General features: G+C 69.0%; 18 protein-coding genes. 2 read left to right on the top strand and 16 right to left on the bottom strand.

The window, feature by feature from the left end:
- Positions 1–376: 376 nt before the first annotated feature.
- Genes BLW78_RS08590 through BLW78_RS08575 form a run of 4 tightly spaced genes read right to left on the bottom strand, consistent with a single transcriptional unit; the run spans position 377 to position 7340 of the window.
- Positions 377–1243 carry a DUF2163 domain-containing protein gene (locus tag BLW78_RS08590; protein ID WP_091678526.1) on the bottom strand — a complete coding sequence of 289 codons (867 nt, stop codon included), beginning with the start codon at positions 1241–1243 and terminating at the stop codon, positions 377–379.
- The gene (locus BLW78_RS08585; RefSeq protein ID WP_091678523.1) at positions 1240–1851 is read right to left on the bottom strand and encodes a DUF2460 domain-containing protein; all 612 of its coding nucleotides are present in this window, start codon (positions 1849–1851) and stop codon (positions 1240–1242) included. Before BLW78_RS08585 ends, BLW78_RS08590 begins: the two co-directional genes overlap by 4 nt.
- Positions 1848–4160 carry a baseplate megatron protein TIM-barrel domain-containing protein gene (locus tag BLW78_RS08580; protein ID WP_244526851.1) on the bottom strand — a complete coding sequence of 771 codons (2313 nt, stop codon included), beginning with the start codon at positions 4158–4160 and terminating at the stop codon, positions 1848–1850. The genes BLW78_RS08585 and BLW78_RS08580 overlap by 4 nt, the downstream gene beginning before the upstream one ends.
- A 3-nt stretch (positions 4161–4163) precedes the next feature.
- A complete protein-coding gene (locus BLW78_RS08575; RefSeq protein ID WP_091678521.1) occupies positions 4164–7340 on the bottom strand; it encodes a glycoside hydrolase family protein in 3177 nt (1058 codons plus the stop codon).
- Positions 7341–7678: 338 nt separating this feature from the next.
- On the opposite strand from BLW78_RS08575, the gene BLW78_RS08570 reads away from it, so the two are divergent.
- Both BLW78_RS08570 and BLW78_RS08565 read left to right on the top strand, forming a co-directional pair.
- Positions 7679–8929 (top strand): HlyD family secretion protein, encoded by a 1251-nt coding sequence (locus tag BLW78_RS08570; protein WP_091678518.1) that lies wholly within the window; start codon positions 7679–7681, stop codon positions 8927–8929.
- Positions 8911–10911: a glycosyltransferase family 2 protein gene (locus tag BLW78_RS08565; RefSeq protein WP_091678516.1), complete on the top strand. Its 2001-nt coding sequence runs from the start codon at positions 8911–8913 to the stop codon at positions 10909–10911. The genes BLW78_RS08570 and BLW78_RS08565 overlap by 19 nt, the downstream gene beginning before the upstream one ends.
- Positions 10912–12202: 1291 nt before the next feature.
- On the opposite strand, the gene BLW78_RS08555 is transcribed toward BLW78_RS08565, so the two are convergent.
- From BLW78_RS08555 to BLW78_RS31630, 12 genes are all read right to left on the bottom strand, one after another.
- The gene (locus BLW78_RS08555) at positions 12203–12604 is read right to left on the bottom strand and encodes a hypothetical protein (protein WP_091678511.1); all 402 of its coding nucleotides are present in this window, start codon (positions 12602–12604) and stop codon (positions 12203–12205) included.
- Positions 12601–13338, bottom strand: coding sequence for a hypothetical protein (locus BLW78_RS08550; RefSeq protein ID WP_091678508.1), 738 nt, complete (start codon positions 13336–13338; stop codon positions 12601–12603). The genes BLW78_RS08555 and BLW78_RS08550 overlap by 4 nt, the downstream gene beginning before the upstream one ends.
- A 35-nt stretch (positions 13339–13373) precedes the next feature.
- Complete coding sequence (locus BLW78_RS08545; RefSeq protein ID WP_091678505.1) at positions 13374–13598, bottom strand: hypothetical protein; 225 nt, start codon at positions 13596–13598, stop codon at positions 13374–13376.
- A gap of 11 nt (positions 13599–13609) precedes the next feature.
- Complete coding sequence (locus BLW78_RS08540) at positions 13610–14062, bottom strand: hypothetical protein (protein WP_091678502.1); 453 nt, start codon at positions 14060–14062, stop codon at positions 13610–13612.
- Positions 14059–14511: a phage virion morphogenesis protein gene (locus BLW78_RS08535; RefSeq protein ID WP_091678499.1), complete on the bottom strand. Its 453-nt coding sequence runs from the start codon at positions 14509–14511 to the stop codon at positions 14059–14061. Before BLW78_RS08535 ends, BLW78_RS08540 begins: the two co-directional genes overlap by 4 nt.
- The gene (locus BLW78_RS08530; RefSeq protein ID WP_091678496.1) at positions 14460–15338 is read right to left on the bottom strand and encodes a hypothetical protein; all 879 of its coding nucleotides are present in this window, start codon (positions 15336–15338) and stop codon (positions 14460–14462) included. Before BLW78_RS08530 ends, BLW78_RS08535 begins: the two co-directional genes overlap by 52 nt.
- 3 nt (positions 15339–15341) lie before the next feature.
- On the bottom strand, positions 15342–15812 hold the full coding sequence (locus BLW78_RS08525) for a hypothetical protein (RefSeq protein WP_091678493.1): 471 nt from the start codon (positions 15810–15812) through the stop codon (positions 15342–15344).
- A 29-nt stretch (positions 15813–15841) separates the two neighbouring features.
- Positions 15842–16147 (bottom strand): hypothetical protein, encoded by a 306-nt coding sequence (locus BLW78_RS08520; RefSeq protein ID WP_091678490.1) that lies wholly within the window; start codon positions 16145–16147, stop codon positions 15842–15844.
- A 6-nt stretch (positions 16148–16153) separates the two neighbouring features.
- Positions 16154–17665, bottom strand: a complete 1512-nt coding sequence (locus BLW78_RS08515) for a hypothetical protein (protein WP_091678488.1) — start codon at positions 17663–17665, stop codon at positions 16154–16156.
- 458 nt (positions 17666–18123) lie between these two features.
- Positions 18124–18822, bottom strand: a complete 699-nt coding sequence (locus tag BLW78_RS08510) for a glutathione S-transferase family protein (RefSeq protein WP_091678485.1) — start codon at positions 18820–18822, stop codon at positions 18124–18126.
- A gap of 224 nt (positions 18823–19046) precedes the next feature.
- Positions 19047–20771, bottom strand: coding sequence for a hypothetical protein (locus tag BLW78_RS31635; RefSeq protein ID WP_210186882.1), 1725 nt, complete (start codon positions 20769–20771; stop codon positions 19047–19049).
- Between the two features lie 129 nt (positions 20772–20900).
- Positions 20901–23789, bottom strand: coding sequence for a phage portal protein (locus BLW78_RS31630; protein ID WP_107645851.1), 2889 nt, complete (start codon positions 23787–23789; stop codon positions 20901–20903).
- Positions 23790–24071 lie beyond the last annotated feature (282 nt).

Here is a 24071-nt window from a genome sequence, read left to right as displayed (position 1 = left end):
ACATCAATTTAGCCCTGGCACTGATATTCAACCTTCTTCGGCCCAGAAGCTAAAGGTGCAAACATAGACTCTGACAGTCAGCCCATGGCGCGCGCGGATCACAGCGCGCGGCGGACATTCAAGATCCTGCCGTCACGCGTGTCGAGCTTGGCGGATCGATCTGGATCGGGACATGCAGCATGGTGATCGTCCAGGACAGGTGATCGGTGGAGCCTCTCCGCTGACGCCCTGGCGCACCTCTGGGCGAGTCAGTCGCACACAACCGACTAAGACATCGTTGCTAAGGGTGAAACGCACGCTGTCGGGGCCTGCCGACAGCGCAGCGGGCGGCTGCCATGGACTCAAACCAGACGCATCTCACGTCGGGCCTCGCCCGTCAGAATGCAGCCTCTGGCGTCGGCACGAACGGAAAGCCACGGAAGTTGGCCTCGTTGGCGAACTTGGACCGGCACGTCCCGAGGGTGTGGTCGCAGCCCTGGTAGGCCGTGAAGCCGTCGCCCGCTGCCGGCAGCGCCGGCAGCGGGTAGGTGAGCGTCAGACCGGTCGGGTCCGCTAGCTTGATCGTGGCCGAGACCCCGATGTTGCCGCCCGAGGTGAACGTCACCGTGCCCTGCGTCAGTGCCTCGCTCGCGCCGGCCCAGGGGATGAATATCGCGCTCGCCCCGTCGCCGACAGTCCCGGCCGAGGCGTAGGCCTGCCGCACGAGCCGGCAGCCGGTGTCGTAGAGCGTGTGGTTGCAGGTCGGCTGCCAGACGTTGCGCGGCAGGTCGATGTCCAGCAGCGTCAGCTCGCTCGCCACCGTCAGGGTCGCGCCGGTGCGCCCGACCTGATCGACGCTCGCCAGGCGCCCGGTGAACAGCGTGACGCCGCCGATCGGCGGGGCGTCCCAGGCGGTGAGAAAGGCCCGGTCGCGCCGGATCGTGCAGCCGTCGAACACGCCCTCGCGCAGGGCCACGAGGAACGGCACGCCGCCGACCGTGTCGGTCGGGCGGGCCGAGACCGTGATCCGCTGCTGGTCGACGTCCAGGCCGGTGGTGCAGCGGTAGCGCAGCCCGTCCACCAGCACGGAATCGGCGCGGTAGGTGGTGCCGTTCAGCGCGATCGGGACGTCGGCGTTGGTGTAGGCGAGGATCAGGCCGGACAGCAGCGTGAAGGTGAAGCAGTCGGCCATCAGCAGCCGCTTGTCGGCCCGCGCGCGCATCGCGGCGAGGTAGGCCAGGAGGGCGGGCTCGGCGGGCCTCACGTCCGCACGCTCCGGAACTTGATCCCTTCCGCCTTCCACAGCCCGGCCATGACGTTCTCGAAGTCCTGCACGTCGTCGAGGAAGCGGCACAGGTAGGCGAAGCTGAACGCGGCGCCGATCACTGCGCCCGCCGCCGGTGCCGCCGGCAGCACGATCCGGTTCGGCGCGGCGAGGCTCCAGCCCTGGGCGGGCGCGCCGTCGACGGTGACAGCGCGCAGGGCGGTGACCCAGCCGACCGGCTCGGAGAAGCCGCCGAGCGTGCGCAGCGCCGGGAAGGCCGGTGACCGACCGTCGCCGACGCCGATCGCGCCGGTCGCGACCGCGTTGTCGGTCGGATCCGTGTAGAGGAAGGTCCCGAAGCGACCCTGGCAGCGCAGGAACAGGCCGAGCAGCGCCTGCAGCGAGTTCGCGCCGAGCCCGGGGAAGGCCGAGCCCTCGGCGAGCCCGTCGAAGGTCACCTCGAACTCCCACAAGAGCGCCGCGTAGAGGCTCGCGCGCACCTCCCGGCCCGAGACGTGCGGGGCGAGCCGCGTCGCGAAGGTCGGGCGCTTGTGCACGGACCAACCCTGGCCCGGCAGCGCGGGGAAGGCGGGCGGGGTGTCGCTCACCCGCGCACGCTCACGAGCCGGAAGGCTTGGGTGGCGAACAGCAGCGACATGAACTGCTCCAGGTCGAGGTCGTCGTCGGCGAAGCGGCAGAGCAGAGTGGATCCGGCCCCGAGCTCGGGCGGCACGGCGACGTGGAACGGTAGGGCGCGTCCTGCGACTTGGCCGTAGAAGCCCGCGAGGCGCTCGAAGTCGCCCACCAGCCCGCTCATCGCAAAATCGCCGGCCGCCAGCACGTCGTAGGCCAGTTCGATCTCCCAGGGCGGCGCCCGTACGCGCGCCGCCCGCGCCTCCCGGCCCGAGACGTGTGCGGCCGCGCCGGTGCGGAACACGGGCGCGTAGCGCACCGACCACGCTAGGCCGGAGAGCGCCGGGAAGGTCGGGTACGGCCCCGGAACCAGTGACGGGTCGGGCGGCGGCGGCGGCAGCGCCGGCCCCTTGCCGCTGACCCACAGGCCCGCCGGCCAGTTGAGGGTGTCGCCCCAGACGTCGGAGCGCAGCGGGAAGGTCGGGAACGGCCGCGCGTCCCAGTTCCAGACCGCGAAGAAGGCGGTCTGCAGCATCGGCAGCCCGGCGGCCGAGACCTCGTTGTGGCCGTCGCGGTACCAGTATTCGTACACCGCCCGCAGCGCCATCGCGCAGAGCGTGTCGTCCCGCCTCGGCGTGTAGGTCGCCCCGTCGGCGCTGTCCCAGACCGACCAGAACGCGGTGAAGCTCTCCGTGCTCTTCGGGTCGTAGAACACGTTGGGCTGGTTGGTCGCGCGGTCGATCGAGCCGAAGCCGTACTCGACCGTGGTGATCGACTTCGACAGCGGCACCCAGCGCGTGACCAGCCCGCGCGGCACCCAGCCCCGGCCGTCGCCGTCGTCGTAGACGGCGCGGTGCGGGTTCTTCCACCACCAGCGCAGCTGCTTGTTCGCCAGGATCTCCTGGCGCGGATAGTACCGGCTGCGGGTCTGGGTCACGCGGTCGCCGGTCGGCCGCGACACCTGCTGATCCGAGCCGAGCGGGTCGAGGCCGATCCCGAGATTGTCCGAGTCGACGTAGAACCAGTCGTACTTCTCGCCGCCCTCGATGTTCCGCTTCAGGTAGGCCATCGAGTACAGCGTCGGCTCGCCCGAAAGCCCGAGGCCGTTCATCGTGTCGGGCCCGGGCGGCCAGCGGCTCCGGTCGGGCGCGGGCGCCGTCCAGTTCGCCGCGTCGAGCCCGCCCGCCGTGGTCCAGTCCGACAGCGGCAGGTAGTTGTCGAACGCCACGAGGTCGATGCTGTCCCGGGCGTAGAGCTGGTCGAGGTGCGGCCACTGGCCGGCCTCGCCGGGGTGCTGCACGCCCATCCACACCGACCAGTCCGGCGAGTAGGTGATCAGGTTGCGCAAGGCCGCCGCGTCCCGGGTCAGGCCGGCCGCGTCGAAGATCCCGCGCACGTCGTCGGCGAGCTGCCCGAGCCCGTCGACGAAGGGGTAGTCCCAGGTGACGGTGCCGTCGGCGCCGGTCGTGCCCGCCCGGGTCCAGCCCGGGCCGCGGATCGCCTCCAGGCCGCGCAGCTCGGAGCCGAGCAGGAATAGGTCGACGCCCCCGGCCAGCACGCACAGGTTGGCGCAGTGCAGGATCATCCGGCGCAAGCTGTAGTCGTCGGCCGGGTCGGCATAGTCGACCGTGAGCCGGTCGGGGTGGCGGGTGAACTGCGACGGCTGCGCCGGCCCGAGGATCCGGGCCACCGTCGCGGCAGCGGCCGCGGTCCCGTCGGCGTCGAGGCCGATGCGCCCGCGCCACGGGAAGCCGGGGCAGTCCATCAGCAGGAACGGGTAGAACACGACGCGGTAGCCGCGCGCCTTCAGGTCGCGCAGGCAGCGCACCACGCTCTGGTCGGACGGCGTGCCGCCGTAGACCGCCTGGCCGTCAACGGTGGTGATCGGGATCAGGATCGGGGCGCCGCCTGGGCCCCGCGAAAGCTGCGTCAGACCCGAGACCTGCCAGTTCTCCTCCACCGGCTCGGGCCCGTCCATGCGCTGGAACGAGCCGTCGATGTAGATCGTCGACGGGTAGATCCTGCAGACGCGCGCGTCGATCGAGGAGCCGAACCACGCCACGAGCAAATTGACCGTGGTGCAGCCGGGCACCTGCTCGGCCAGGGCGTCGAGGGCGAGGCTGCAGTCGGTGCGCCCCGAGCCCGGCGCCGCGTAGGTGTTGATCGGCTTGAACGGGCGCTCGGTCGCCGAGGGCGGCCAGCGGGAAGCCCGGTAGGGCAGCGGGTCGTAGCCGAACTCCCCGGTCGCGGGCAGCAGGTTGAAGCCGGTGATGTAGTCGATCACGGTTCAGCCAGGCCCGAGCCGCGACAGGCCGAGATGCGCGCCCTGTCGGACCGCCTGGTTGATGGCGCGCATGAGCGGGCGCGAATGGTTCTGGAAGAAATCCGCCACCGAGGCGCCGTCCACGGCCGAGACGTTGATCTGGGTGGTGTGGTTGAGCGCGAGGCTCGGGGCCGGGCTGCCCCCCATCGCGGCGCGCAGGGCGCCGGCGGGACCGGCCGGCACGATCATCTCGCCCTTGTGCACCTGCGCGACCATGTCGTTGGGCAGCGACCACGCGCCGACCGCGAAGGACGGGATCGCCGCGGCGGCGGCCGCCACCGTCGCCTCGCCGGCGGCGGCCGGGCCGACCGCGGCGGGGCCGAGCACCGGCGACAGGAAGCCGAAGATGCCCGCGAAGGTCTCGGAGGCCGAGGCCATGATCGACTTCACCATCGCGCCCGCCTGCGTGGCGAAGGCGGACGCCGCGCCCGTCTCCTCGGCGCCGGTCCGGGCGGCCACGCCCGCGGTGGTGGCCGCCGTCTTGGCGACCTCGCCGGCCTGATGGGCCGAGACCCCGGCGAGCCAGTCGGCGATCAGCTTCACCCGTGCCTGGACGTAGCTCTGGACGATCGACAGCGCCGTGCTGCGCGCGGCCTGGGCGATCGTGGTCTGCCCCTGGATCACGCTGAAGACGTTGCCGCTGAGCGTCGAGCCGATCTGCTCGTAGGTGCGCTTGGTGTCCTGGTACTCGGCCTTCTGCATCTCGCGCTCGGCCTGGGCGCGGCGGGAAGCGGACTCGGACGCGAGCCGGTCGAGCTGCGCCATCGCCTGCCGGTACTGGCTCGTGCCCTGGCCCCAGATCTCGGCGAGCTTGCGCTGGTGCTCGCGCTCCAGGTCCTCGATCTGCCCCAGCACCGCGCCGGTCTCGGCCTGGCGCTCCGCGAAATTGAGGCCGCGCTCCTGCGCCTCCTGGCGGAGGTCGCGCATGCGGTCCTCCAGAACGCGCTTGGCGTTCTGGTAGGCCGTGTCCTCGGCAGTGGCGCGCTCTTGCGCCTCGGCCTGCTCCACCGCCCGGGTGTTGGCGATCTTCTGGGCCTCGAGCTGGTTCCACGCCGCCGTGCCGCGGGCGTGCAGCCCCTGCTCGACGGTCAGGGCGTCGTTGAGGATGCGCAGCCGCTCGCGCGAGCCGGTCTCCATCTCGGCGGTCTGGAGGCTGGCCTCGGATCGGGTGAGCGCGACACGCTTCTCGGCCAGCGCCGCCTCGCCCTGCGCGAGCCGGGTCTGGAGCGCCGTGCGCGCCGAGAGGTCGGTGGTCGCGTCGAGCTGCCGGCGCAGGGCGTCGTTCGCCCGCTCCTGGGCGGCGACCTCGTCGCGCCGTCCCGCCGCGTTGGCCTGGGCGGTGGCCAGCGCCTCGCGGTCGAGCGCGTTGCCGCCGGCCTGCCGGTCCGCGAGCTGCTGGCGCAGGTCGAGCTGCGCGCGCAAAGCCTCGGCGGTCGCGCCGCCCGTGATGTTGTCGGCCTCCTGATTGCGCCGCCCGGCGTTGATCCCGCCGTTGTCGCCCGAGCGCCCGCGGATCGCGGCGGCCAGCGCGCCCTCGTCGCCACCGCGCGCCGCCGCCGCCACGTCCCGCGGCAGCGAGCCGTAATTGTAGGCCACGGAGGTGAGCGAGGCCTTCGCCCGGTCGGACAGGCCCTGCCAGGCCGCGCCCACCTGCGCGGCGGCCTCGGTCTGGAACGCCACGAGGCGGCGGGCGAGATCGCGCTCGGCATCCTCGCGCGTCGTGACGGTATCGGCGGTGACCGGGCTGACGCGACCGTCGGCACCGGTGGTCGTGTCCGAGCCGAAGCCGACCCGGAAGCGACCGTCGTTGTCGCGGTAAGCCGCGCCGCTGAACCCCTCGAACTTCCGGATCAGCGCTGCGGCGTCGCCGGTCGCGCCCTGGAGGCGCTGGCGCAGCAGGTCGATCCGGCCGGACGCCTGATCGATCCCGGCCTGCGCGGTGTTGCCCAAAAGGTTCGCGGTGGCGTCGGTGAGCTGATTGGTGTCGAGCGGCGTCCGCGCCAGGGTGGCGTTGCGGCGCTCGATCACCTCCAACTGCTTCTCCAGCGCCTCGGTGACCCGGTTCGCCTCGTCCACTTGCCCGCGCAGGCGCGAGGCGAACAGGCCGGCCAGCGGGCCCAGGGCCGAATAGCTCTTGAGCTGCTCCTGAAGCGACCGGGTCATCTCGTTGCCGTAGGCGCGGGCGCGCTCGACCAGGGCCGACAGGATGGCCGCCTGCATCTGGTTGGCGTTGCCGTTCTGGCGGGCGAGGTCGAACTGCGCGCGCAGCTCGCGCGAGACGCCGCCGAGCGCGGCGAGATACGGCCCGCCGGCTGCGGCGGGGTCGCGCAGCGCCCCGGTCAGCGCGGAGGCCATCTGCTTCGCCTCGTCCTCGGAGGAGGCCATCATGGCGATCAGCGAGACGATCGAGGCGTTGGCCGAGCCGGTGTAGCTCGGAACCGAGGCGAGCATGGCCTCGATGGAGGCCGCGCTCTGGTCGGTCATGCCCGGGACCTTGGTCAGCTCCAAGGTGAAGGCCTGGAGCATGCGGGTGGCGTTCTCGAAGCCGCGCGCCTGCGCGGCGGCCTGGAGCCGGTCCATGTTGCCGGCGGCGGCGATGGTGCGGCCCTCGACCTCGAGCAGGCCGGAGCCGTAGATCTGCGAGCCGCGCCGCCACTCCTGGAAGGCGCCGCGCTGCCGCTCGATCGCTCCAGTGAGCCCCTGCGTGGACAGGGCCGTGACGTCGAGGGCGCGCGAGGCCGAGAGCGCGTTGAAGGCGTATTCCACGAGCGCGGTGGCGCCGGACCGGGCCGCGGTCGCGGTGGCCGCGATGGCGGTTCCGACCGCCGCGTAGGTCCGTCCGGTCGCACTGGACACGGCCTCGTCGGCCGCGCGCAGGCCTTCGTAGGCGGCGACCAGCGCCGCCACGGCGCGGGCCTGCGTGGCGAGCGCGGAGGTGTTCTCGGCGCTCGCCTGGATCTGCCGCAGCGCCGCGTTGGCCGCGTCGATGGCAGCCTTCAGCTCGTCGTAGCTCTGGCGCGCGGTCGCGTTGTGGCCGCGGGCCGCCGTGGCGAAGCCCTGGATGGTGCCCTTGGCCTGATCGGCGGCGGCGCGGATTCCGCCGGCGTCGCCGCCGAAGCGGACCTGGATGTCGTCGGCCATGGTCGGGCTCAAACGCGATCGGGTTGACCGAGCGGGCGGCTGCTAAGGGTGGATTTCTGCCGGGCCGCTATTAGGGGCGAATACCTTGAAGCGGACGTCGCCTCCGATTTCGCTTCGAGGTACTGATAGTCATTTCAAATGCTTAGATGTTAGACGCTTTAGGCAAAACTCCAAATTAGCAATTCGTTAACTATAGCAAATCGGACGATCAAAAGCGATACAAAAAGCTTGCCGAATGCATTTCGAAGCGGAACCGTCGGCTAAGTCGCCTAGTTGTGCACTTTGCGGATGGAAACGATATCGAATTTGCAAGCAATCATACAAAACTGAGGCACCGAATGCCCTGGAACAGTCGCTGGATGCGCGTGCTGGTCGGCGTGCTTCTTCTGAGCGCTGCCATCCTAGCGGTCCTTCCAAGCTTCACAGGCTACACCAGCCTCGACGGCACCGTGAACGCACGCTTCGCCGTCGTCTCCGCGCCCATCGAGGGCGTCGTCTCCGATACGCCACCTAAAGTCGGGACGGCGCTGCCCGAGGATACCTCGGTTTTCTTCATTAACAACGGCCGCATCGCCCGGACCGCTGAAGCGCAATTGGATGCTGACCTGGCCGCATCCAAGGAAAAATTGCGGGCGCTCGAGCTGCAGGCGAAGGATCTATCCGCGCTGAAAAATGATCTCGTCGGTCGCCTCAAAGAGTACCAGCAGGCGAGCATAGTGAGCATCCAGCAAGAGATCATCATCCGTCAGCAGCGCATCGCGACAGCGCAGGCGAACAAGACGTCTGCCGAGGCGGACCTCGCTCGGAAGCAGACGCTGGGAGCGACGGGCGTGGTGGCCGGCAGCTCGGTCGAGCAAGCCCGCGCCGCCTCCGTCGGGGCCGGCAGCGAGCAGAACATCGCCAAAGCCGAGTTGGAGCGGCTCCAGCGCCAGTTGGATGCGCTCAAGCGCGGCACCTTCGTAGGCGAGGGCCGCAACGACGTGCCCTACTCGCAGCAGCGTACCGACGAGGTCACGATCCAGCTCGCCAATGTCGAGGCGCAGATCCGGATCGAGAAGGCGCGCACCCAGCAATTGAGCCTCCAGCTTTCCTTGGAGCGCTCCCGCAACGACCGGCTCTCCTTTGTCGCAGTGCAAGTTCCGTTTAAGGGGGTCATCTGGCGCAACAACGTCGTGGCGGGCTCGAACGTACTGGTTGGCAACGAGTTGATGCGCCTGCTCGACTGCCGCGACCTGTTCGTAGACATCCTCGTGGACGAGGTGAACTACGATGAAATCAAGCCGGGTGACGGCGCCGATGTGCGGCTGCTCGGAACGTCTCAGGTGATCAGTGGCCGGGTCTTGTCTGTACGCGGGTCGGCCGCCGCTGTCGAAGAAGTGGTACTGGCAGCCATCCCGCCGCAGAGCCGAGGCAAGAACGCGCGCATCCGGGTCGCGCTCGACCCGAGCGATATGCAGACCGACTACGCGAATTTCTGTCAGGTCGGTCGCACGGTTCAGGTTCGGTTCGCACGTGCCGGATCGTCCTTGCAAACCGCGCTCGATCCGGTCGTGAATTGGGTGAAGGGCCTGTGGTTCAGCATCTCGTAAGCCTCGGCCCGACACTCTTCGTTGCGGCCTTCTTCTTTCTCTTCGCCCTGAACTGGCCTCGAGATCGCACCTGGACGCGCGCGGTCACCTGCGCCTTCGTGCTGCTCGTCGCCGTGCGCTATCTCTGGTGGCGCTTCTTCCACACCGTGCTGCCTTACCCGGCGGATGGAAGCTTCGGCTTCTTCTGGACATGGTTCGTATTCCTCGTCGAGATCGGCGCCTTCGCCGACATCCTGCTCTTCCTCGTGGCGATGAGCCGCTACGTGGATCGGCACGCCGAGGCCGACCGTCTCGAGCGTGAGTTCTTCGCCGCCTCCCCTGACAGCCTGCCCACCGTCGATGTGTTCATCCCGACCTACAACGAGCCTCTGGATGTTCTGGAACGCACCATCGTCGGGGCTCTCGCCCTCGAATATCCTCGAGACAAGCTGAAAGTATATGTCCTCGACGACAAACGCCGCGACTGGCTGCGTGCATATTGTGAGTTAAAGGGCGCGATCCACGTCACGCGCCCGGACAACAGCCACGCCAAAGCTGGCAATATGAACAATGGGCTGAAGGTCTCTTCGGGTGCGTTCGTCGCGATCTTCGATGCCGACTTCGTTCCGTACCGCACCTTCCTGCGCCGCACACTGCCGTTCTTCCGGGATCCCACCATCGGCATCGTTCAGACGCCACAGCATTTTTTCAACAAGGATCCGGTCCAGTCGAACCTCAATCTCGAGAAGGTCTGGCCCGATGAGCAGCGGCTGTTCTTCGATGAGATGGCCACGTCGCGCGACGCCTGGGACGTGAGCTTCTGCTGCGGCTCCTGCTCCATCGCGCGACGCACCGCCATCGACGCGATCGGCGGCTTCCCGCACGACTCGATCACCGAGGATCTGCTCACCACGCTCGCAATGCTCAACAAGGGCTACAAGACCCGGTACCTCAATGAGCGGTTGTCGATGGGCTTGGCGGCCGAGAACCTGAAGGGTTACTTCGTGCAGCGCGGGCGCTGGTGCCGGGGCGGCATCCAGACGATCTACCTACATAACGGCCCGCTGCGCGGTCCTGGCCTCAACCTGTTTCAGCGGGTGATGTTCATACCCCTATCCTGGTTGGTTCAGTACACCGTCCGCTTCGTCATCCTGATCGTGCCCGCCGTGTACCTGTGGACCGGCGCGGCTCCGCTCTACTTCACCGGCACCGAGGATATCGTCCGCTACCAGCTTCCTGTGCTGGTCGGCTATTTTCTGCTGATGGGCTGGCTCACGCCGACGCGCTACCTACCCCTGATCTCCTCGGCGGTCGGCACCTTCGCGACCTTCCGCATGTTGCCCGTCGTGCTCTCCAGCCTGATCAAGCCGTTCGGCGTGCCCTTCAAGGTGACGCCCAAGGGCTCAGGCAATGAGGAGTCCGAGTTCGACGCCTACACGTTCTTCTCGATCGCGTTCTGGATCGCGGTCACGTCGCTGGGTCTCATCGTCAATATCGTACCCGAGTGGACGCGCATCGGTGACGGCGAGTTCTCGGTGGTTTCGGCCTACTGGGCGGTCGTCAACATCGTCGTTCTGTTGATCGCTTCGCTGATTTGCTTCGAGAAAACCCGCCCTCTCGTGGAGTCCTTCTCCACGAATGAGCGCGCACTTGTGCTCGGTGTGAGTGAGAAGTACCGAGAGGCACGCATCGTCAGTCTCTCGCTGGATGGAGGCATCGCGGAGTTCGCCAAGCCCCCGGACGTGCGGAGCGGCGAGTACATGTGGGTCGAGATGGACGCGTTCCCGCACTTGCGCTGCAGAGTCGAGAAGGTTTCGGATCCGGAAGCGGGCAAGCCTGTCAGCGTTAAGTTCAGCTACAAGCTCGATAACGCTTGCCGCGACCGCATGATCGTCAAGCTCTACACGGGCCGTTACAGCCAGGACATCCACGATCTCGACAAGTCCGCGATCGCAGGCGGGGTTTGGTCGCGGATGTTCGGCCGGAGCCCGGAGGCCGTTTAGCGCGCCCTCCGGTTTGGCGTCATGGAGGCGCTGCCGAAATCAATCTAGCCGAGGTCCGTGAAAAGCGTGGCTGCGTCCAGGCCCTCGCGCGGGCACTCTGCCAGATTGGCGAGGATGTCGAGCGGCCTGTGGGGTCGCTCGGCGGCGCCGTCTCGAATACGATCTGGCCGCCGGAGCAGCACGTCACCTTGGATGACTCCCGCAGCAAGCCGTGATTGTCGAAGGCGGCCTGAGGAATTAGAACCTTGGCATAGCCCCGCTCTGAGCTCCTGAAAATGCGAGGATCGGTCAGATAAGGCCGAAATTTCGCAGATCAGCAGTCCTGTCGTGTCGCGTTAATGGTAGCATGTGTCGGAAAATTTTTGGATACGACATCGGTGTTCGATCTGTAAATCCGCCGCCAAAATACTGTAATATTTCAGTAATCTATTTATGACGCTTTATTTGGAGAATTTTCGAGCTGAATTGAGGCAAAATTCTTGGGCCTCACTGGTCGATTTGAGCTGTCCGTCTTTAGAGAGCTGCATTGCTCTCTCTCCCGCGTTCCAGGAGGCACGGCCGATTTCGGCCCGGTCAGTGGATGAACAAGCCCCGATCTTCACATCGGCGCCGATGCGCTCCTCCGTAGACTTCAAAAGATCGCTGCCACGACCTGTCGCAGACTTGAAATTTCCCAGACATGTATTCGCTATATGCAACTGAACGTTGCAAGCAGCTATTGCTCCATCTGCCGCGCCTATGAGCGCGCCGAGCACTATGATCCCACCGAACATGTATGTTGATGCCACAGGAGCTCTCCTCTCCGAAATTCCAAGGCAGCGCCTCGGAAAGGGAGGCTCATAATGCATCTCAAATATCTAGAATATTAATTTTGCCACCGCGCTGATTGGCAGCGAAATTAACCGCGTGGAGCGTTAGCAAGTATTTAATCGCGCAATCCAGGACATGAGATGTTTTGATGTCGGTGCTCTTGGCCGCATGATCGATATCCCCAGCACGTCTGCTTTCGGACAGAGTGTGGACACATTTTCCCGACCGAATGGGGTCGCAAGCAGCCGGACCAGGAACACGGGGCTGGTCGACCTTTGGCTCTATTGCGCCTTCACCTGCCCGTTTGGGAAGCGCAGGATCATTGCGCCGATGCCGCTCGGGTCGTCAGCCTCGGCTACAGCCGCTGCAGCGGGGGGCGACAGTTCGGCCTGAGCCTTTAGGCCCATGAACGCCGCCACCAGCTCGTGGACCGGGGGATGGGCCGACCAGTAGCGGTAGAGCCGCCGCACATCCCAGAGCGTCAGTTCGCCGACGGTGTCGAGTGACCATCCGGTGACGGTACAGATCCGTCCGTAGACGGCGTCGAGGTCGAGGCGGCGCCCTGCGCCGCCCGCGCTTCCCCCGGGTCGGCACCCGCGGGGGAACTGGGAAGGTAGCCCGCGAGGATCAGCACGGCGCGCGTCGCCTCGGCGAGATCGGCGCTCGTGGCCTCAAGGTCGCGCAAGGTCGCGATGTCCGGCTCGTGGTCGCGGGCGAGCGCCGCGCTGACCACGGCGAGGCCGTAGGTGAACGGGCTCTCACCCGAGCCGCGCGCCACGAGCGGCTCCAGCGCCTCGACCTGCCGCAGGGTCAGCGGCCGGACGGTCCAGGTCTTCGAGCCGAGGGTGATGGTGGCCGGAAGCGGCCGCGGATCGGCGCTCATCCGACATCCCCGAACGACCAGGTCGCGACGTTGCCGGCCGCGTCCGCGAACACGCTGAAATCGAACTCCGGCATGACGAAGTCCTCGAGCTTGGTGCCGAACCCGAGCTTCGAGGACGTGCAGTTGTTGAAGCGCACGTTGACCGCGTTGCCCTGGAAGGTCGTGTAGAACTGCGCCTGGAAGGTCGGCGTGGTGCCGAGCAGCTGGTTGGTCACGGTGAAGTGCTGGCCCGCGCCGGCCAGCGCGTAGGTGTAGTTGATCAGCAGCATCTTCCCCTGGTCGGCGGCGGCGAAGGTGTAGACGCCGCTGGCCGCGCTGTACTGGCCGGCGGCCGGCGCGCTGGCGACCTTCGTGAAGGGCAGCCCGGTGAGCGCGTTCAGCACGCCCAGATCGTCGGCCGCGGTCGCCGCATTGGCGACCGTCACCGTGTAGGGCGACCCGGCCGGGATCGTCCCGGACTCGCCGAAGGCGGTCATGAGCTGCCCCGGCACCGGCGTGACGCCGTAGAACAGCGAGGCCATGGCCAGCCCGGAGATCCGGGCCACCTTGGCCTTGCCGGTGGTCTTGATCGTGCCGCGGGCGATGGCCAACGGGTGCTGCTGCTGGCCGTAGAGTTCCTTGATCGTGGCGGTCTCGTCCATCGTGACCTCCTGGACGAGGCCGAAGTTCACCGGGGTCGCGTTGGCGATATCGGTGCGGGTGCCGATCAGGACCCCGGAGCCGAAGGAATACATGCGGATCTCCTCTCAGGAGGGTCGGGGCGGCGCGGTCAGGGCGCGGCGTGCTCGAGCTCGGCGACCAGTGCCTTCACGCGCTCCTTGAAGGCGTGGACGAGGTTCCACAGCGCGGTGTGGTGGCCGAGCGCGGTGCCGCCGAGCATGTCGGCGTGCAGGTTGTCGATCCGCGCCGCCAGCGTGTCGCCGCGGATCGGCGGGGCGTCGGCGCGCACGGGCACGGGCGCCGCGTTGGCGCTCGCATCATCGTCGGTCGGCATGGAAGGCTCCTTCAGGGAAGCTCGATCGCGACCGGCACGACCAGGAAGCCGTCGCCGTCGAGGTCACCCGGCACCTTCACAGGCCGGCCGGTGATGCGGGCCATGTACGGGGTGCCGGCGAGCGTCGTGCGGCCCAGCGCCAGGTCGGCGCCGGACGGCGCCAGAGCTGCGTCGAGGGCGTCCATGATGTCGTTGAGCTGCGCCGCGCCGACCACGCGCGGGTCGCGGGCGTCGATGTAGACGAAGATCTTCACCTCGATCGTCCGCCGCGGCACTGCGCCGGACGACCACGCATAGCTCTCGTCGCCGCCCTCGTGCAGGAACACGGCCGGGCGTTGCGTGGCCGGCACGTCGGCGAACAGCTTCAGGCGCCGGGTCGGACCCGACTTCCAGCGATAGGCGCCAGCCACAACGGTCTGGAGCGCGACGACCGCCGCGTTACGGGGCCCGAGCGGGGCGGTCACCTCAAGATCCCCTGGGCCACTGCACCCTTCAGCGCCGCCACGCTCGCCTCCGACCGGTCGGCCAGCGAGGAGCGCATGAACGAGCGCTCCGGCGTGTTGGCGGTGCGGGTGAAGCTGCGCACGTCGACCGCGCGCGGGGCGATGGCGTGTCCGAAGGCCTGCGTGATCGTGCGGACATGGGCCGCGACGGTCTCCTCGCCGGTGAAGCCGAACTCGTGGCGGGCGCCGTATTTGACGTCGCCCGACTGGCTCACCGTGCCGGTCACCGCGTCGTCGCCCTGCTCGACATCCGAGACAATCGAGCGGCGCAAGCGGCCGGTGACCACGTTGAGCACCTCGCCGGAGAGCTTGCGCTTGATCAGCGCCTCCAGCACCAGCCGCTCGACCTGGACCGCCTTCACCATCTCGGCGCGGACGGCGTCGGGCATCCGGTCGAACCGGGCGACCACCCGGGTCTCCGCGACCTGGATCTCGGTAAGCACGGCGGCACCACCGCGCGGTAGGGCTGCAGCGCGGCCGAGACGAAGTCCGGCACGGCCGCGATCCGGTACGAGACGGTCTCCTGGCCGCCGAGCGACTTGGACTGCATGCCGACCCGCTCGGCGTAGGCCATGCGGTCGCGGATCCAGTCCAGGGCGGCGTTGGCGAGATCGGCCGGGACGTAGCCGTAGGTGATCGCCACTGCCTCGCCCACGTCCTCGGCCGAGAACAGGTAGCCGCCCGCGTCAGTGACGGCGTACTGCCCCTGCGCGGGATCCCGATCGACCTGGGTGAGCGCCGCACCGGTGCCGAAGGCCACGCCGAGATCGCAGGCCCAGGCGCCGTAGGGCTGGTCCGGATACACCGTGCACGGCGCGCTGCCCGGGAGCGGCACGGGCCCGGCCGCGATCTGGTAGCCGGCCGTGTACCTCACCGAGACGGCCGCACAGCCGGGACGCCCCGGAAGGGTGAGCACCTGCGGCCGGCCAGGCGGGGCGTCATCGGCGGGCTGAAGCGTGTAGCCGCCACGCGATCCGGCGTCCTCGGCCGCCGGGACTGCCGTCGAACCGACGGTGACCGCCTCGATCCCCGTGACCGGCCAGTTGGCGAGGAGGATGCGACCCGCTCCCCCGGTCCGGACCTCAGTGTATCGCCGCGGCAGGATCGCGGGGCGGTTCAGCGCGGTCAGGATCGTGCGGCTCACCGCCGTGATCAGGCGCTGCACCGAGCGGTCGGGATCCTCGCTCACGCCGAGATCGGCGAGCCGCACGAGGTCGTGGGAACTCGGCCAGATCATGGTTCAGGCGGCGGGCGCCAGGGCGTCCCGGGCCCTGGCGCGCAGCGTGTCGTTGTCGACCGGCGGCACGACGCGGATGCCGCGCTTCCTCAGGAAAGCGAACAGTTCGTGGCGCTTCATCAGGTCGATGTCCGCGGCGGTGACCTTGGCCGGATCGATCCGCTCGGCGTCCTCCTGCTCCAGGCGCCGGCGCTGATCCGCCTCGGCAATCATGCGCGCCACGTCCTCGTCGGGCATCGCCGCGACCGTCTCGGTGAACAGCGCCACCAGCCGGGCCCGATCGGTGTCGAGCGGGCCGAGAGCCATCGAGACCGCAGCCGCGGTCACGGGAGCATCCCAGGCTGAGAAGCCGTGAGCCTCTAGATCGGAACGATGGCGCGGATCGACGTGCACCGCGCCGTCCGCGTCCGGCTCGAGCGCGTGGCCCTGGTGCGAGAAGCCGGTCAGCCCCGCGGGGGCGCGCATCTTGATCATGTCGGGGTTCCTGAAGCGAGAGGCGGGCGTCAAGCCGGGGCGCCGGTCCAGACGTTGCGCCAGACCTTGGCCAGCCCGTCCCAGACGACGGGCAGCGACAGCGTGGTGTCGAAGAAGAGCTGGTCGGCCAGCGGCGCGCTCGGCCGTCCCGCGGTCGGGCCGGATAGCGCGTGCGCGCCGGCGCGAATCCAGCCATTGGCCTCAAGCACCTGCGCGTCGAAGACCGGCACGTCGAGGACGGTGCCGGCCGTGCCCCGGTAGGGGCGGCCGTTGGCGACCGTGACGTGCGGGCGCCCGTCGCCGGGCGGGAACATGCGGGCGAGCGGCGCGGTCATGTCCGCTCAGCCGTTGGCGATGTTGGTGATCACCGCCAGGGACGGCGGGAAGTAGTGCTGCAGCACCTCGTCGGCGTAGACGCCGTACTCGTACTTCCGCGAGCGCAGCGGCCACTCGATCTGGTAGTAGTCCTGCCGCGCCCGCACCTGCATGACGTTGCCGACGTTGTTGATCGGGTACGGCAGGGTGCCGGTGGTGAACAGGATCGTGCCCGCCGGCAGGTTTGGGTGGACCTTGATGTCGAGGGTCGAGCCGCCCGCCATCGAGAAGCGGTTCAGGTAGGTGCGGGCCATGAAGCCGCCGCCGAGCTGGTCCCGGGTGACGGAGATCTCGTACTTGTAGGCCGAGCTCGCATTGCCGGTGAGGATCTTCCGGGAGATGCTGAGAGCCTCCTGGCTGTTCACCCACATCGTGTCGGGCGAGAGCCGGTAGAGGTCCCACATGGACTTCAGCACCGCGTCGACCTCGACGATGCCGCCCGCGCCGTCGGCGGTGAGCGGCGTGCCGACACCGGCGCTGCCCGGCGGCAGGGTGAGGATGGTGGCGCCGGAGCCGGGCCGGAGCGCCTGCGTCAGGAGCCCGTCGAAGGACAGGGCCGAGGTCGAGCGATCGACGGTCCCGAGCGAGGCGGCGGTCTGGCTGCCCGCGGCCGCGGCGGTGATCAGGACCGAGTTGATCGTGGTGATCGCGCCCAGCACCTCGGCGCCGACCGCGCCCCAGAACCACGCGTAGCCGAGCGCGCCGGGCACCGGGTCGACCGAGGCCGCGATCGCCCCGGTGGCACCGGTGGTCGCGACCGTGGCGGCGGCCGATCTGGCCGCCGCGCCGCCGCCGAACACGTCGGTCGAGCCGTCCGCGTTGGTGCGGGCGATGGTCGACTGGATGCCGCCGGCGACGGTCCCGTTGATGACGCCGTCGAGTGCCAGCGCCACGGCGATCACCGACCAGGTCTGAGCGGCGAGCGCGCCGCCGGTGGCCGCGCCGGAGAGGGTCGGGGTCGGCGTGGTGCCCAGCGCGAGCGAGGTGTTGCCGCCGAGCAGCATGGCCTCCTCGCCGAGCATCAGGCTCTGGAGGCCGGTTCGGGCGGCGAGGGCGCGCACGTCGTCGAATCCCTGTGCGGCGTACTGCGCCTCGAACTCGACGTTCGACTCGATGCCGATGCCCTTGTAGCTGGCGGTGTAGTCGGCGGTGGCGACGACCTGCACGCCGCCGCGGTTGCCGCCGGAGACGCCGATGCGCATCCCGGAGACGTTGATGCCGGTGATCGCCCGCCACGCGGCCTGGATGCCGCCCTTGCCGGAGACGCGCGGGATCGCGTTCCGCAGTGGCGTGAGCACGGGGTAGAGCGACTTCGCCCCGAGCTCGAGGTCATAGAAGGTCAGGCCGGAGGTGGGCGAGCTGCCCTGCGCGAAAGTCGACTTCTGCAGGTCGATCCCGAGCTGCGCCAGGATCGGATCGGTGAGCGGCTTGGACTGCGCCTCCTTGAGGAGGGCGAGGACGTCGACGCGCTGGGTCATGGGGCGTGATCCGATTCGGATGCACGGCCGCGCCGGCGCTGACCCGTCCCCGGGGCGCGCGACATCGGACGTAGAGGGGGGATGGGCCGTGGGGCCCTTCGAGTGACGCGCGCGATCCGTCTCCGGACCCGCGGCGCGTCGAGAGTGAGTGTGCGGTGAGCCGGACGGTCTATGTCGGGCTGTCGGTTTCAAGACCGACAGTCTGCCTTGGGTGGATTTCCGCCGGTCCGCTGCCGGGCGACGATAGACGAAAGCGGACCTCATCGGAGTGATCTGGGGCGAAGCGTGATGCCACGCCCCCGCTTTATCGCGGATGTTCGCGATCGCGCGACATTCGCCGTGAGAGCCCCCGCCGCGCTGAAGACCGCGCTGTTGTGCACGGCCCTGCGCGCCTATGCTGGCAGGCGGGCGAAGCGAGCCGGCGCGTTGCGCGGTCGCTCCGCCGAACCCGGTCCCGATCAGGCGGTCTGAAGCGCATTCAATTCCTGAAGGCCGCCGCCATCCGCATAAGCGAGGCGGAAGCTCGGGCGCGCCTTCCAGCGCTGCCAGAACCGGTCGAGCTGCTCGTAGCGCTCATCCAGTGGGGTCGCGACCGGACCGAACTTCGAGAACGCGATCGCCGTGCACAGCGTAATGTCGGCGAAGGTCGGGTGCGCGCCACCGAGCATCCAATCCCGCCCATCCGACAGATGCCGGTCGACGAGCCCGGCATGGGAGAGCGCCTCCTTACGGCAATGCTCGCCCCATTGCGGGTTGTTAGTCAGTTCCAGCTTCGGCCCAAGGCCCTGGTGGAGCACGTGGAACAGCGTTGTGAGCCGGTACAGGATCTGCACCCAGATCCGGTCGTTCCACATCACGTCCTGTGCCTGCTCCAATGCGCCTTCGCCCATGATCTTGCGGCCCGGAAAGCTCTCGTCGAGGTAGCGCGCGATCGCGACGCTTTCGGCCAGATAACCGCCACCCGGGAGCTCAAGGGTCGGGGTCTCGCCCCACGGATTGCGCTTGAGATGTCGCCAGCCGCGCTGCTCACCGCCCGGTGCCATGTCGAGCACACGCTCCTCGACATGCTGCGCAATACCCTTCTCGTACATGAGCAGGCGCACCCGCTGCGGATTCGGGAAGGCTGACGGCGAGGTGTAGAGGGTAAGCTTGTCCATAATTCCTCAGCAGAGCGCGCTTTCGACGTCACCACAGGTGGGGTTGGTTCTGAGCAGCAACAGAGGGACGTAGACGTTGGCTTCGTGCCTGCTCTCCACCCTGCCGAACGTGCCGTAGTTCCGGCAAACGACCGCTTTGGAGAAACGCAAACGACGTTCCCACCGTCTGTGATGGGTCGCAAGCGGTCGTGAGTGACCATATGCGTGCAGCGGATTCGAGCGGATCAGCGTGCGAGCGCGAGTTGCTGCGGGTTCTGGTGCGAGACCTTGATCAGCAGATCCGCGCGCGCCTCCGGGCTCATCTTGGCGAGATGGTCGCAGATCGCCTCGGCTGATGGGGCGTCTGAGCCGACCGAGCTGCCCTCGGTACCCTTCGTGATCGCGCGGCCCACGAGATGGCGCGGCACGGGCTGATCCCCCACCATCTTCGCGAGCGCCGCGATCTGCGGCAGTACCTCGTCGGTCAGCGTCTTCTGGAGCGCGTCGCGCTGGCCTGTCATCTTGGCGAGTTCGGCGCGCACCGCCTCGATCGCCGCGCCGCCCTTGTCGAGGCTGCCGCCGGCCGCCTTCTCCGCCGCGCCGCAGGTCGCCCCGAGGCCACAAGCATCGTCGTGCATGCGCTGGATCCGCTCCTGGTCCGCCTGGCTGTTGCGCGCTCCGATCTTGGCGAGCGCCCGACCGGCGGGGCTATCGGACGCGACTGCCTTCACCAGCGCGTCGTAGGTGGCGTCCGACAGTGGGCCGGCGGCCAACGCGATCGCCTCGTCGGTCGGCGCATCGTCCATCAGGTCCGCCATCTCGGCCGCGACCATGGCCTGCAGGAGCGCCACGCCCTGCGTGGCCCAGGCCTTCATCTGCCGGGGCAGCGCCGCATCGCCGTCGGCGTAGACCACGTCGAACACCGCCGAGCCGACCATGCTCTTAATCTCGCTCAGCAGCACCGCCAATCGCGACACGCCGTAGAGATCCTTGGCGAGGTCCGGACCGTCAGCCGCTTTGCCGACTTCGTCGTGGGCGCGCCTGCGCGGTCGCTCCGGAGGCTGTTCCGCGCTGCCGGAGGCGGCCGCTTCGCCGTTCCCGGCCCCGAGCCGCTTGCCCAGGTCGGACAGCGCGTCGAGCACCGGGCCGGCCGCGGCTCTCGCGGACGCCTCGGCCTCGGTGCGGGCGTTGTGCGCCAGCGCGTCCGCCTTCTTGGCGAAGGTGCTGCCGTCCTTGGCCTTCCAGACTTGCTCGACCTCGCCCTCGCTCGCGGGCGCGGATCCAGGCGGCGGCTCGGGGGCGGGTTGCGCCTGGGCCAGCGTCGCCACCTCGGCCGCCTTCATGAGGGCCTTGAGCGCCGGTGCCACGAAGTCGCCTACCTCGCCCGGCCGACCGGCCGCCGCGGCCAACTCGCCCGCCTTGGCGAAGACGTCCGCGTTGGTCGGCTCGGGCGGCGCGGCGATCCGCACCGACTCCGCGAACGCCCGCGTCTCGGCCGCACCATCGGCCTTCAGCACCTGGAACGTCGCCGAGGGCAGGCAGGGCAGATCGACGAGGCTGACCTCGCTCGGATCGGCGGTGTAGCGCAGCAGGCCGTCCTCGCCCCGCCAGCGCTTGGCGTAGGCGCCGCCCTGCGAGAAGCCGGTGTAGACGCCCTCCTCGACCTTCCGCCACTCCTCGTCGTCGACCACCTTCGCGCAGATCTCGATCTGCTTGGCGTCGTCGTTGAAGGCGATCTGCGTGACCTTGCCGGCCGCGACCTTGCCGTGCATCGCCCGCAGGTTGCCGAGCGATCGGCCGTCGGTCGCCTTGGCGATGCTGCCCGACCATTTCTCGTAGAGCGGCTTCGTCGAGGCGTAGTCGCAGACCTCGCCGGCCCGGTCCGGGGTCTCGGCGGTGGCCAGGCCGTAGACGAGCCGGTTGGCCGCATCGACCTTCGTCAGCGGCAGGAACAGGGACAGCTCGGGCATGCGAGGCTCCGGCGGAAACGTGGTGGTGCCGCGGCTCAAGACCTGGCCGAGGCGCGCGGCGGTCGTGGAAGCGGTGTCGACTTGGGGCCGGGAAGGCTTGCCCCGCGGGAGCTTCAGCGGGCTGCGCCCCTAGTCGACGGCCGCGTCTTCCGCGACGACCGGCACCACGACGCAGCGGCAGGACGGATGCGCGGGTGTCGCGTGGTCCCCGCTCGGAAACGCCTCGTCGAGGGCGAGCGCGCCGGCATCCGCGTTGGCCTGGCAGACCGCGCAGCAGCCCTCCTCGGCCCACCAGGCCTTGCGGACCGCGATGCCGTCCGCGACCGCCCCCCGGTAGCTCTCCAGCGACGCCGCACCGTTGGCGCTGGCCACCTCGTACTCGGCGATGCGCGCCGCCCGTTCTTCCGAGAAAGCGTAGTCGGTCTCGATCGCCTCCGCGATGGCGTCGAGGCCGAGGTTGCGCTCCAGGCCCGACGCGATGGTCTCGCGCAGCCGGTCGCGGGTCGCCTCTGTGATCACCATCCGCGCGTCGGCCGACGGCACGAGTCGCCCGTCGGCGTCGAAGCGCATCCCGACCATCTCGGCCGCCCGGGTCCTGGCCGCAGCGACCGCCCGCGCGTTGACGCGGTCGACCAGCTCTTCACGGCTTGCGGCACCGACCTGCGCCAGCGCGCGGCGGCCCGCATCGGCGGCGACGGCCTCCAGCTCCTCGGCCACCTCCGGCGCGACCGCGCGTAGATCCGTGAAGTCGAACTCGTCGAGAAAGGCGTTCAGCGCCTGGCGCAGCGCGTCGGCATCGTCGGGATCCGGGCCGGCCTTGGCGAGCTTGCCGAGCCCGCGCAGCCCGGCGACCACGTCAGAGCGGGTAGCCGCCAGGGCTGTCTCCAGCCGCCCCGCAATCGCACGCATGGCCCGGCGGGTCGCCGACCGATCGAAAGGGACGGGGTCTGCCGGCCTCCACACCCGGCGCTTGGTGAGTTCCGCACCGGCGGTCTCGTGGCGCGGCGCCGGCAGATGCGCGATGCGCGTCGCGAGGCGACCGCGCAGATCCTCCAGGGCGGCCACGACGGCGCTGCGACGGTCGGCGTCGAGGCCGGAGTCGCGGACGGTGCCGATCATCGCGTCGAGCACGGCGTCCACCACCTCGGCGAGCCGGTCCCGGATCCGTTCGCCCGCGGCGGCGTTCCCAGACGCCTTGCCGAACCCGACCACGCCGGCGAGGTGGTCGAGCATGCGCGCGACCTCTTCGTCGTCATAGCCGAGATGCGCGCCGATGTGACGGCCAGCCGTGACCAGCGCGTCGCCGAGCAGGTAGTTCTCGGCAATCCAGACCGCCGCTTCGACCGCGGCCGGCACGGTGCCGCCGGACGCGGCCGTGACGATCGCGCCTCCGGCGATCACCGCCCCACCGATCGCGGTGCGCAGGACGGTGCGCTTGAACGCGGCGCGCTCCGCGGCCTCATCCGCATCGCCGCCTGCACTTCGATCGGTCCAGCGGCCGCGCGCGTCCCGCGGCTGAGCCTCGTCGAACTCACTGAGCAACTTGGCGATCGAGTCCGACGGTCCGTCGTCCTCTTCCTCGGCCGCCTGCCCGGAGCTACCGGATCCGTTCGCCCCGGGCGGCGGCCCGAACGCGTCGAGCGCCGCCTTCTTGCCCGCCAGCGTGTTCGCGTCGATCGGCACGAGGCCCGCGCCGGTCATCACCATCAGGACGTCGGCGGCCGGGCTCGGATCGGGATCGAGGCCCAGGATCTTCCGGCCCTCGTTGAGGCGCATCAGCCCGCCCGCGGTCAGCCCGCGCAGGCGCTCGGCCTGCGCGGCCTCGTCGATCTGCTCGTCCTCCTGCCACGCGAACTCCAGCTCGGGCGCGCCGAGGTCGTCGGCGATCACCTCGTCGAGGACGCCCTTGATCCAGTCGAGCAGCGGGGCGAGGCCTTCCTCCTCGGCGAGTTCCTTCTGCGTGTCGGCCGAGGCGCGGTTCATCTGCTTGATCAGCGCCTGGGGCGAGATCGAGAAGGCGAAGCACACCACCCGCGACAGCCACTCGTCGAACTCGCCCTTGAGCTGGGGCTCGCCGGTCTGGTGGAGCGCCACCTTGCCGGGCACGAAGCGGGCGCGCCGGCGCGCGGCCAAGTTGTCGGTGAAGAGCGAGTCCCAGTAGGTCTGGTAGGTCGCGATCTGGTCCGGGCCCCAGGTCTCAGGGACGCCGATCAGGGCGTCCGGCACGGTGCCGCTGGTGAAGTACTCCAGGGTCATGACCTGCCGGCGCAGGGCGATGTTGACGGTGGTCATCACCTGTTCGACCGGCGAGAAGCCGTAGACGCGGTCGGTGCGCAGGTTGCGCGGGCGGTAGAGCAACTCGCGAGCGGTGTAGTTCACCGCCGGCAGGCCCTTGAGGATCTGCTGATAGGCCTCCGGCCAGACGGTCGTGCCACCCTTCACCCACGGCATCGGCACGCGGCCGTCCTCGCCGAGGATCGGCTTGATGGTGGCGCCGTCGATCGGCTCCAAGGCCAGGAGGTCGCCGGCACGAGAGCGCTGCTTGAAGGTCGTCCAGGCGTCGAGGACCAACACGTCCTCCAGGCCCATGCGCAGCCAGTCGGTCCAGGGGTGGACGCCGTCGGGCTTGGCGAGGAACGCGGTGATCGCCGCGGTCTTCGCGGCGGCCGGCTTTCCGCTGTCGCGCGGCTTGATCGCCCACTTCATCCGGGCGGCCTGGTCCTTCCGCGTCTCGATTACGAGCCGTAGCAGGTCGTAGCCGTCGGCGAGGCGGCGCAGCTGCGCGAACGAGACCGGCTCGTGGGCACGCGCGGTGGTGTTGAGGTTGTAGCCGGTCGAGTAGTCGAAGCGGCGGCCGGCGACTTCTGCTGGCGCGGACGGGCGCATCGGCGCGGACGGACCGAACCAACCCGAGCCCTGGCCGATCGTCGAGCCTGAGCCCGCGCTTCCATAGGTGAGGGTGTAGGCGAGCGGCCCGAGCGAGAGGCCCGCCACGCCGCCGCGCGAGAGTGAGGCCAAATGCGGTAGCCCTTTGGCGGAGCCCGAAGAGGCGCTTGGCAAGTGCTGAGCCTACGATCCAAGACGGATGATCAGGGTCGTCTGATTGCGACCCACATCAGTCGGTAAGGCGTCCGTTTCACATCGCCGAAAGCAGACGCGGACGGCGCATCCAGAAGTAGTCTTTGATTCGATGCCAACACTCAGTGGATGTCAAAACCTCTCGATAGATCAGTTTCGATGCTTGGCAGATACAATGTTTAAGTAGAAATTTACCCCTTATGCGCTGTCTCAAAAATGGGC

Origin of the sequence: Methylobacterium sp. 275MFSha3.1, assembly GCF_900108435.1 — a bacterium.
Lineage (GTDB): Bacteria > Pseudomonadota > Alphaproteobacteria > Rhizobiales > Beijerinckiaceae > Methylobacterium.
Note: the sequence above shows the minus strand (reverse complement) of the source record. Positions and strands in the feature narration are given on the sequence as shown.

Bases quoted from the DNA above. Each gene is read 5' to 3' on its own strand.
- BLW78_RS08575 (WP_091678521.1), bottom strand. From the start codon at position 7,340: ATGGCCGACGACATCCAGGTCCGCTTCGGCGGCGACGCCGGCGGAATC.
- BLW78_RS08570 (WP_091678518.1), top strand. From the start codon at position 7,679: ATGCCCTGGAACAGTCGCTGGATGCGCGTGCTGGTCGGCGTGCTTCTT.
- BLW78_RS08555 (WP_091678511.1), bottom strand. From the start codon at position 12,604: ATGAGCGCCGATCCGCGGCCGCTTCCGGCCACCATCACCCTCGGCTCG.
- BLW78_RS08550 (WP_091678508.1), bottom strand. From the start codon at position 13,338: ATGTATTCCTTCGGCTCCGGGGTCCTGATCGGCACCCGCACCGATATC.
- BLW78_RS08545 (WP_091678505.1), bottom strand. From the start codon at position 13,598: ATGCCGACCGACGATGATGCGAGCGCCAACGCGGCGCCCGTGCCCGTG.
- BLW78_RS08530 (WP_091678496.1), bottom strand. From the start codon at position 15,338: ATGATCTGGCCGAGTTCCCACGACCTCGTGCGGCTCGCCGATCTCGGC.
- BLW78_RS08525 (WP_091678493.1), bottom strand. From the start codon at position 15,812: ATGATCAAGATGCGCGCCCCCGCGGGGCTGACCGGCTTCTCGCACCAG.
- BLW78_RS08520 (WP_091678490.1), bottom strand. From the start codon at position 16,147: ATGACCGCGCCGCTCGCCCGCATGTTCCCGCCCGGCGACGGGCGCCCG.
- BLW78_RS08515 (WP_091678488.1), bottom strand. From the start codon at position 17,665: ATGACCCAGCGCGTCGACGTCCTCGCCCTCCTCAAGGAGGCGCAGTCC.
- BLW78_RS08510 (WP_091678485.1), bottom strand. From the start codon at position 18,822: ATGGACAAGCTTACCCTCTACACCTCGCCGTCAGCCTTCCCGAATCCG.
- BLW78_RS31635 (WP_210186882.1), bottom strand. From the start codon at position 20,771: ATGCCCGAGCTGTCCCTGTTCCTGCCGCTGACGAAGGTCGATGCGGCC.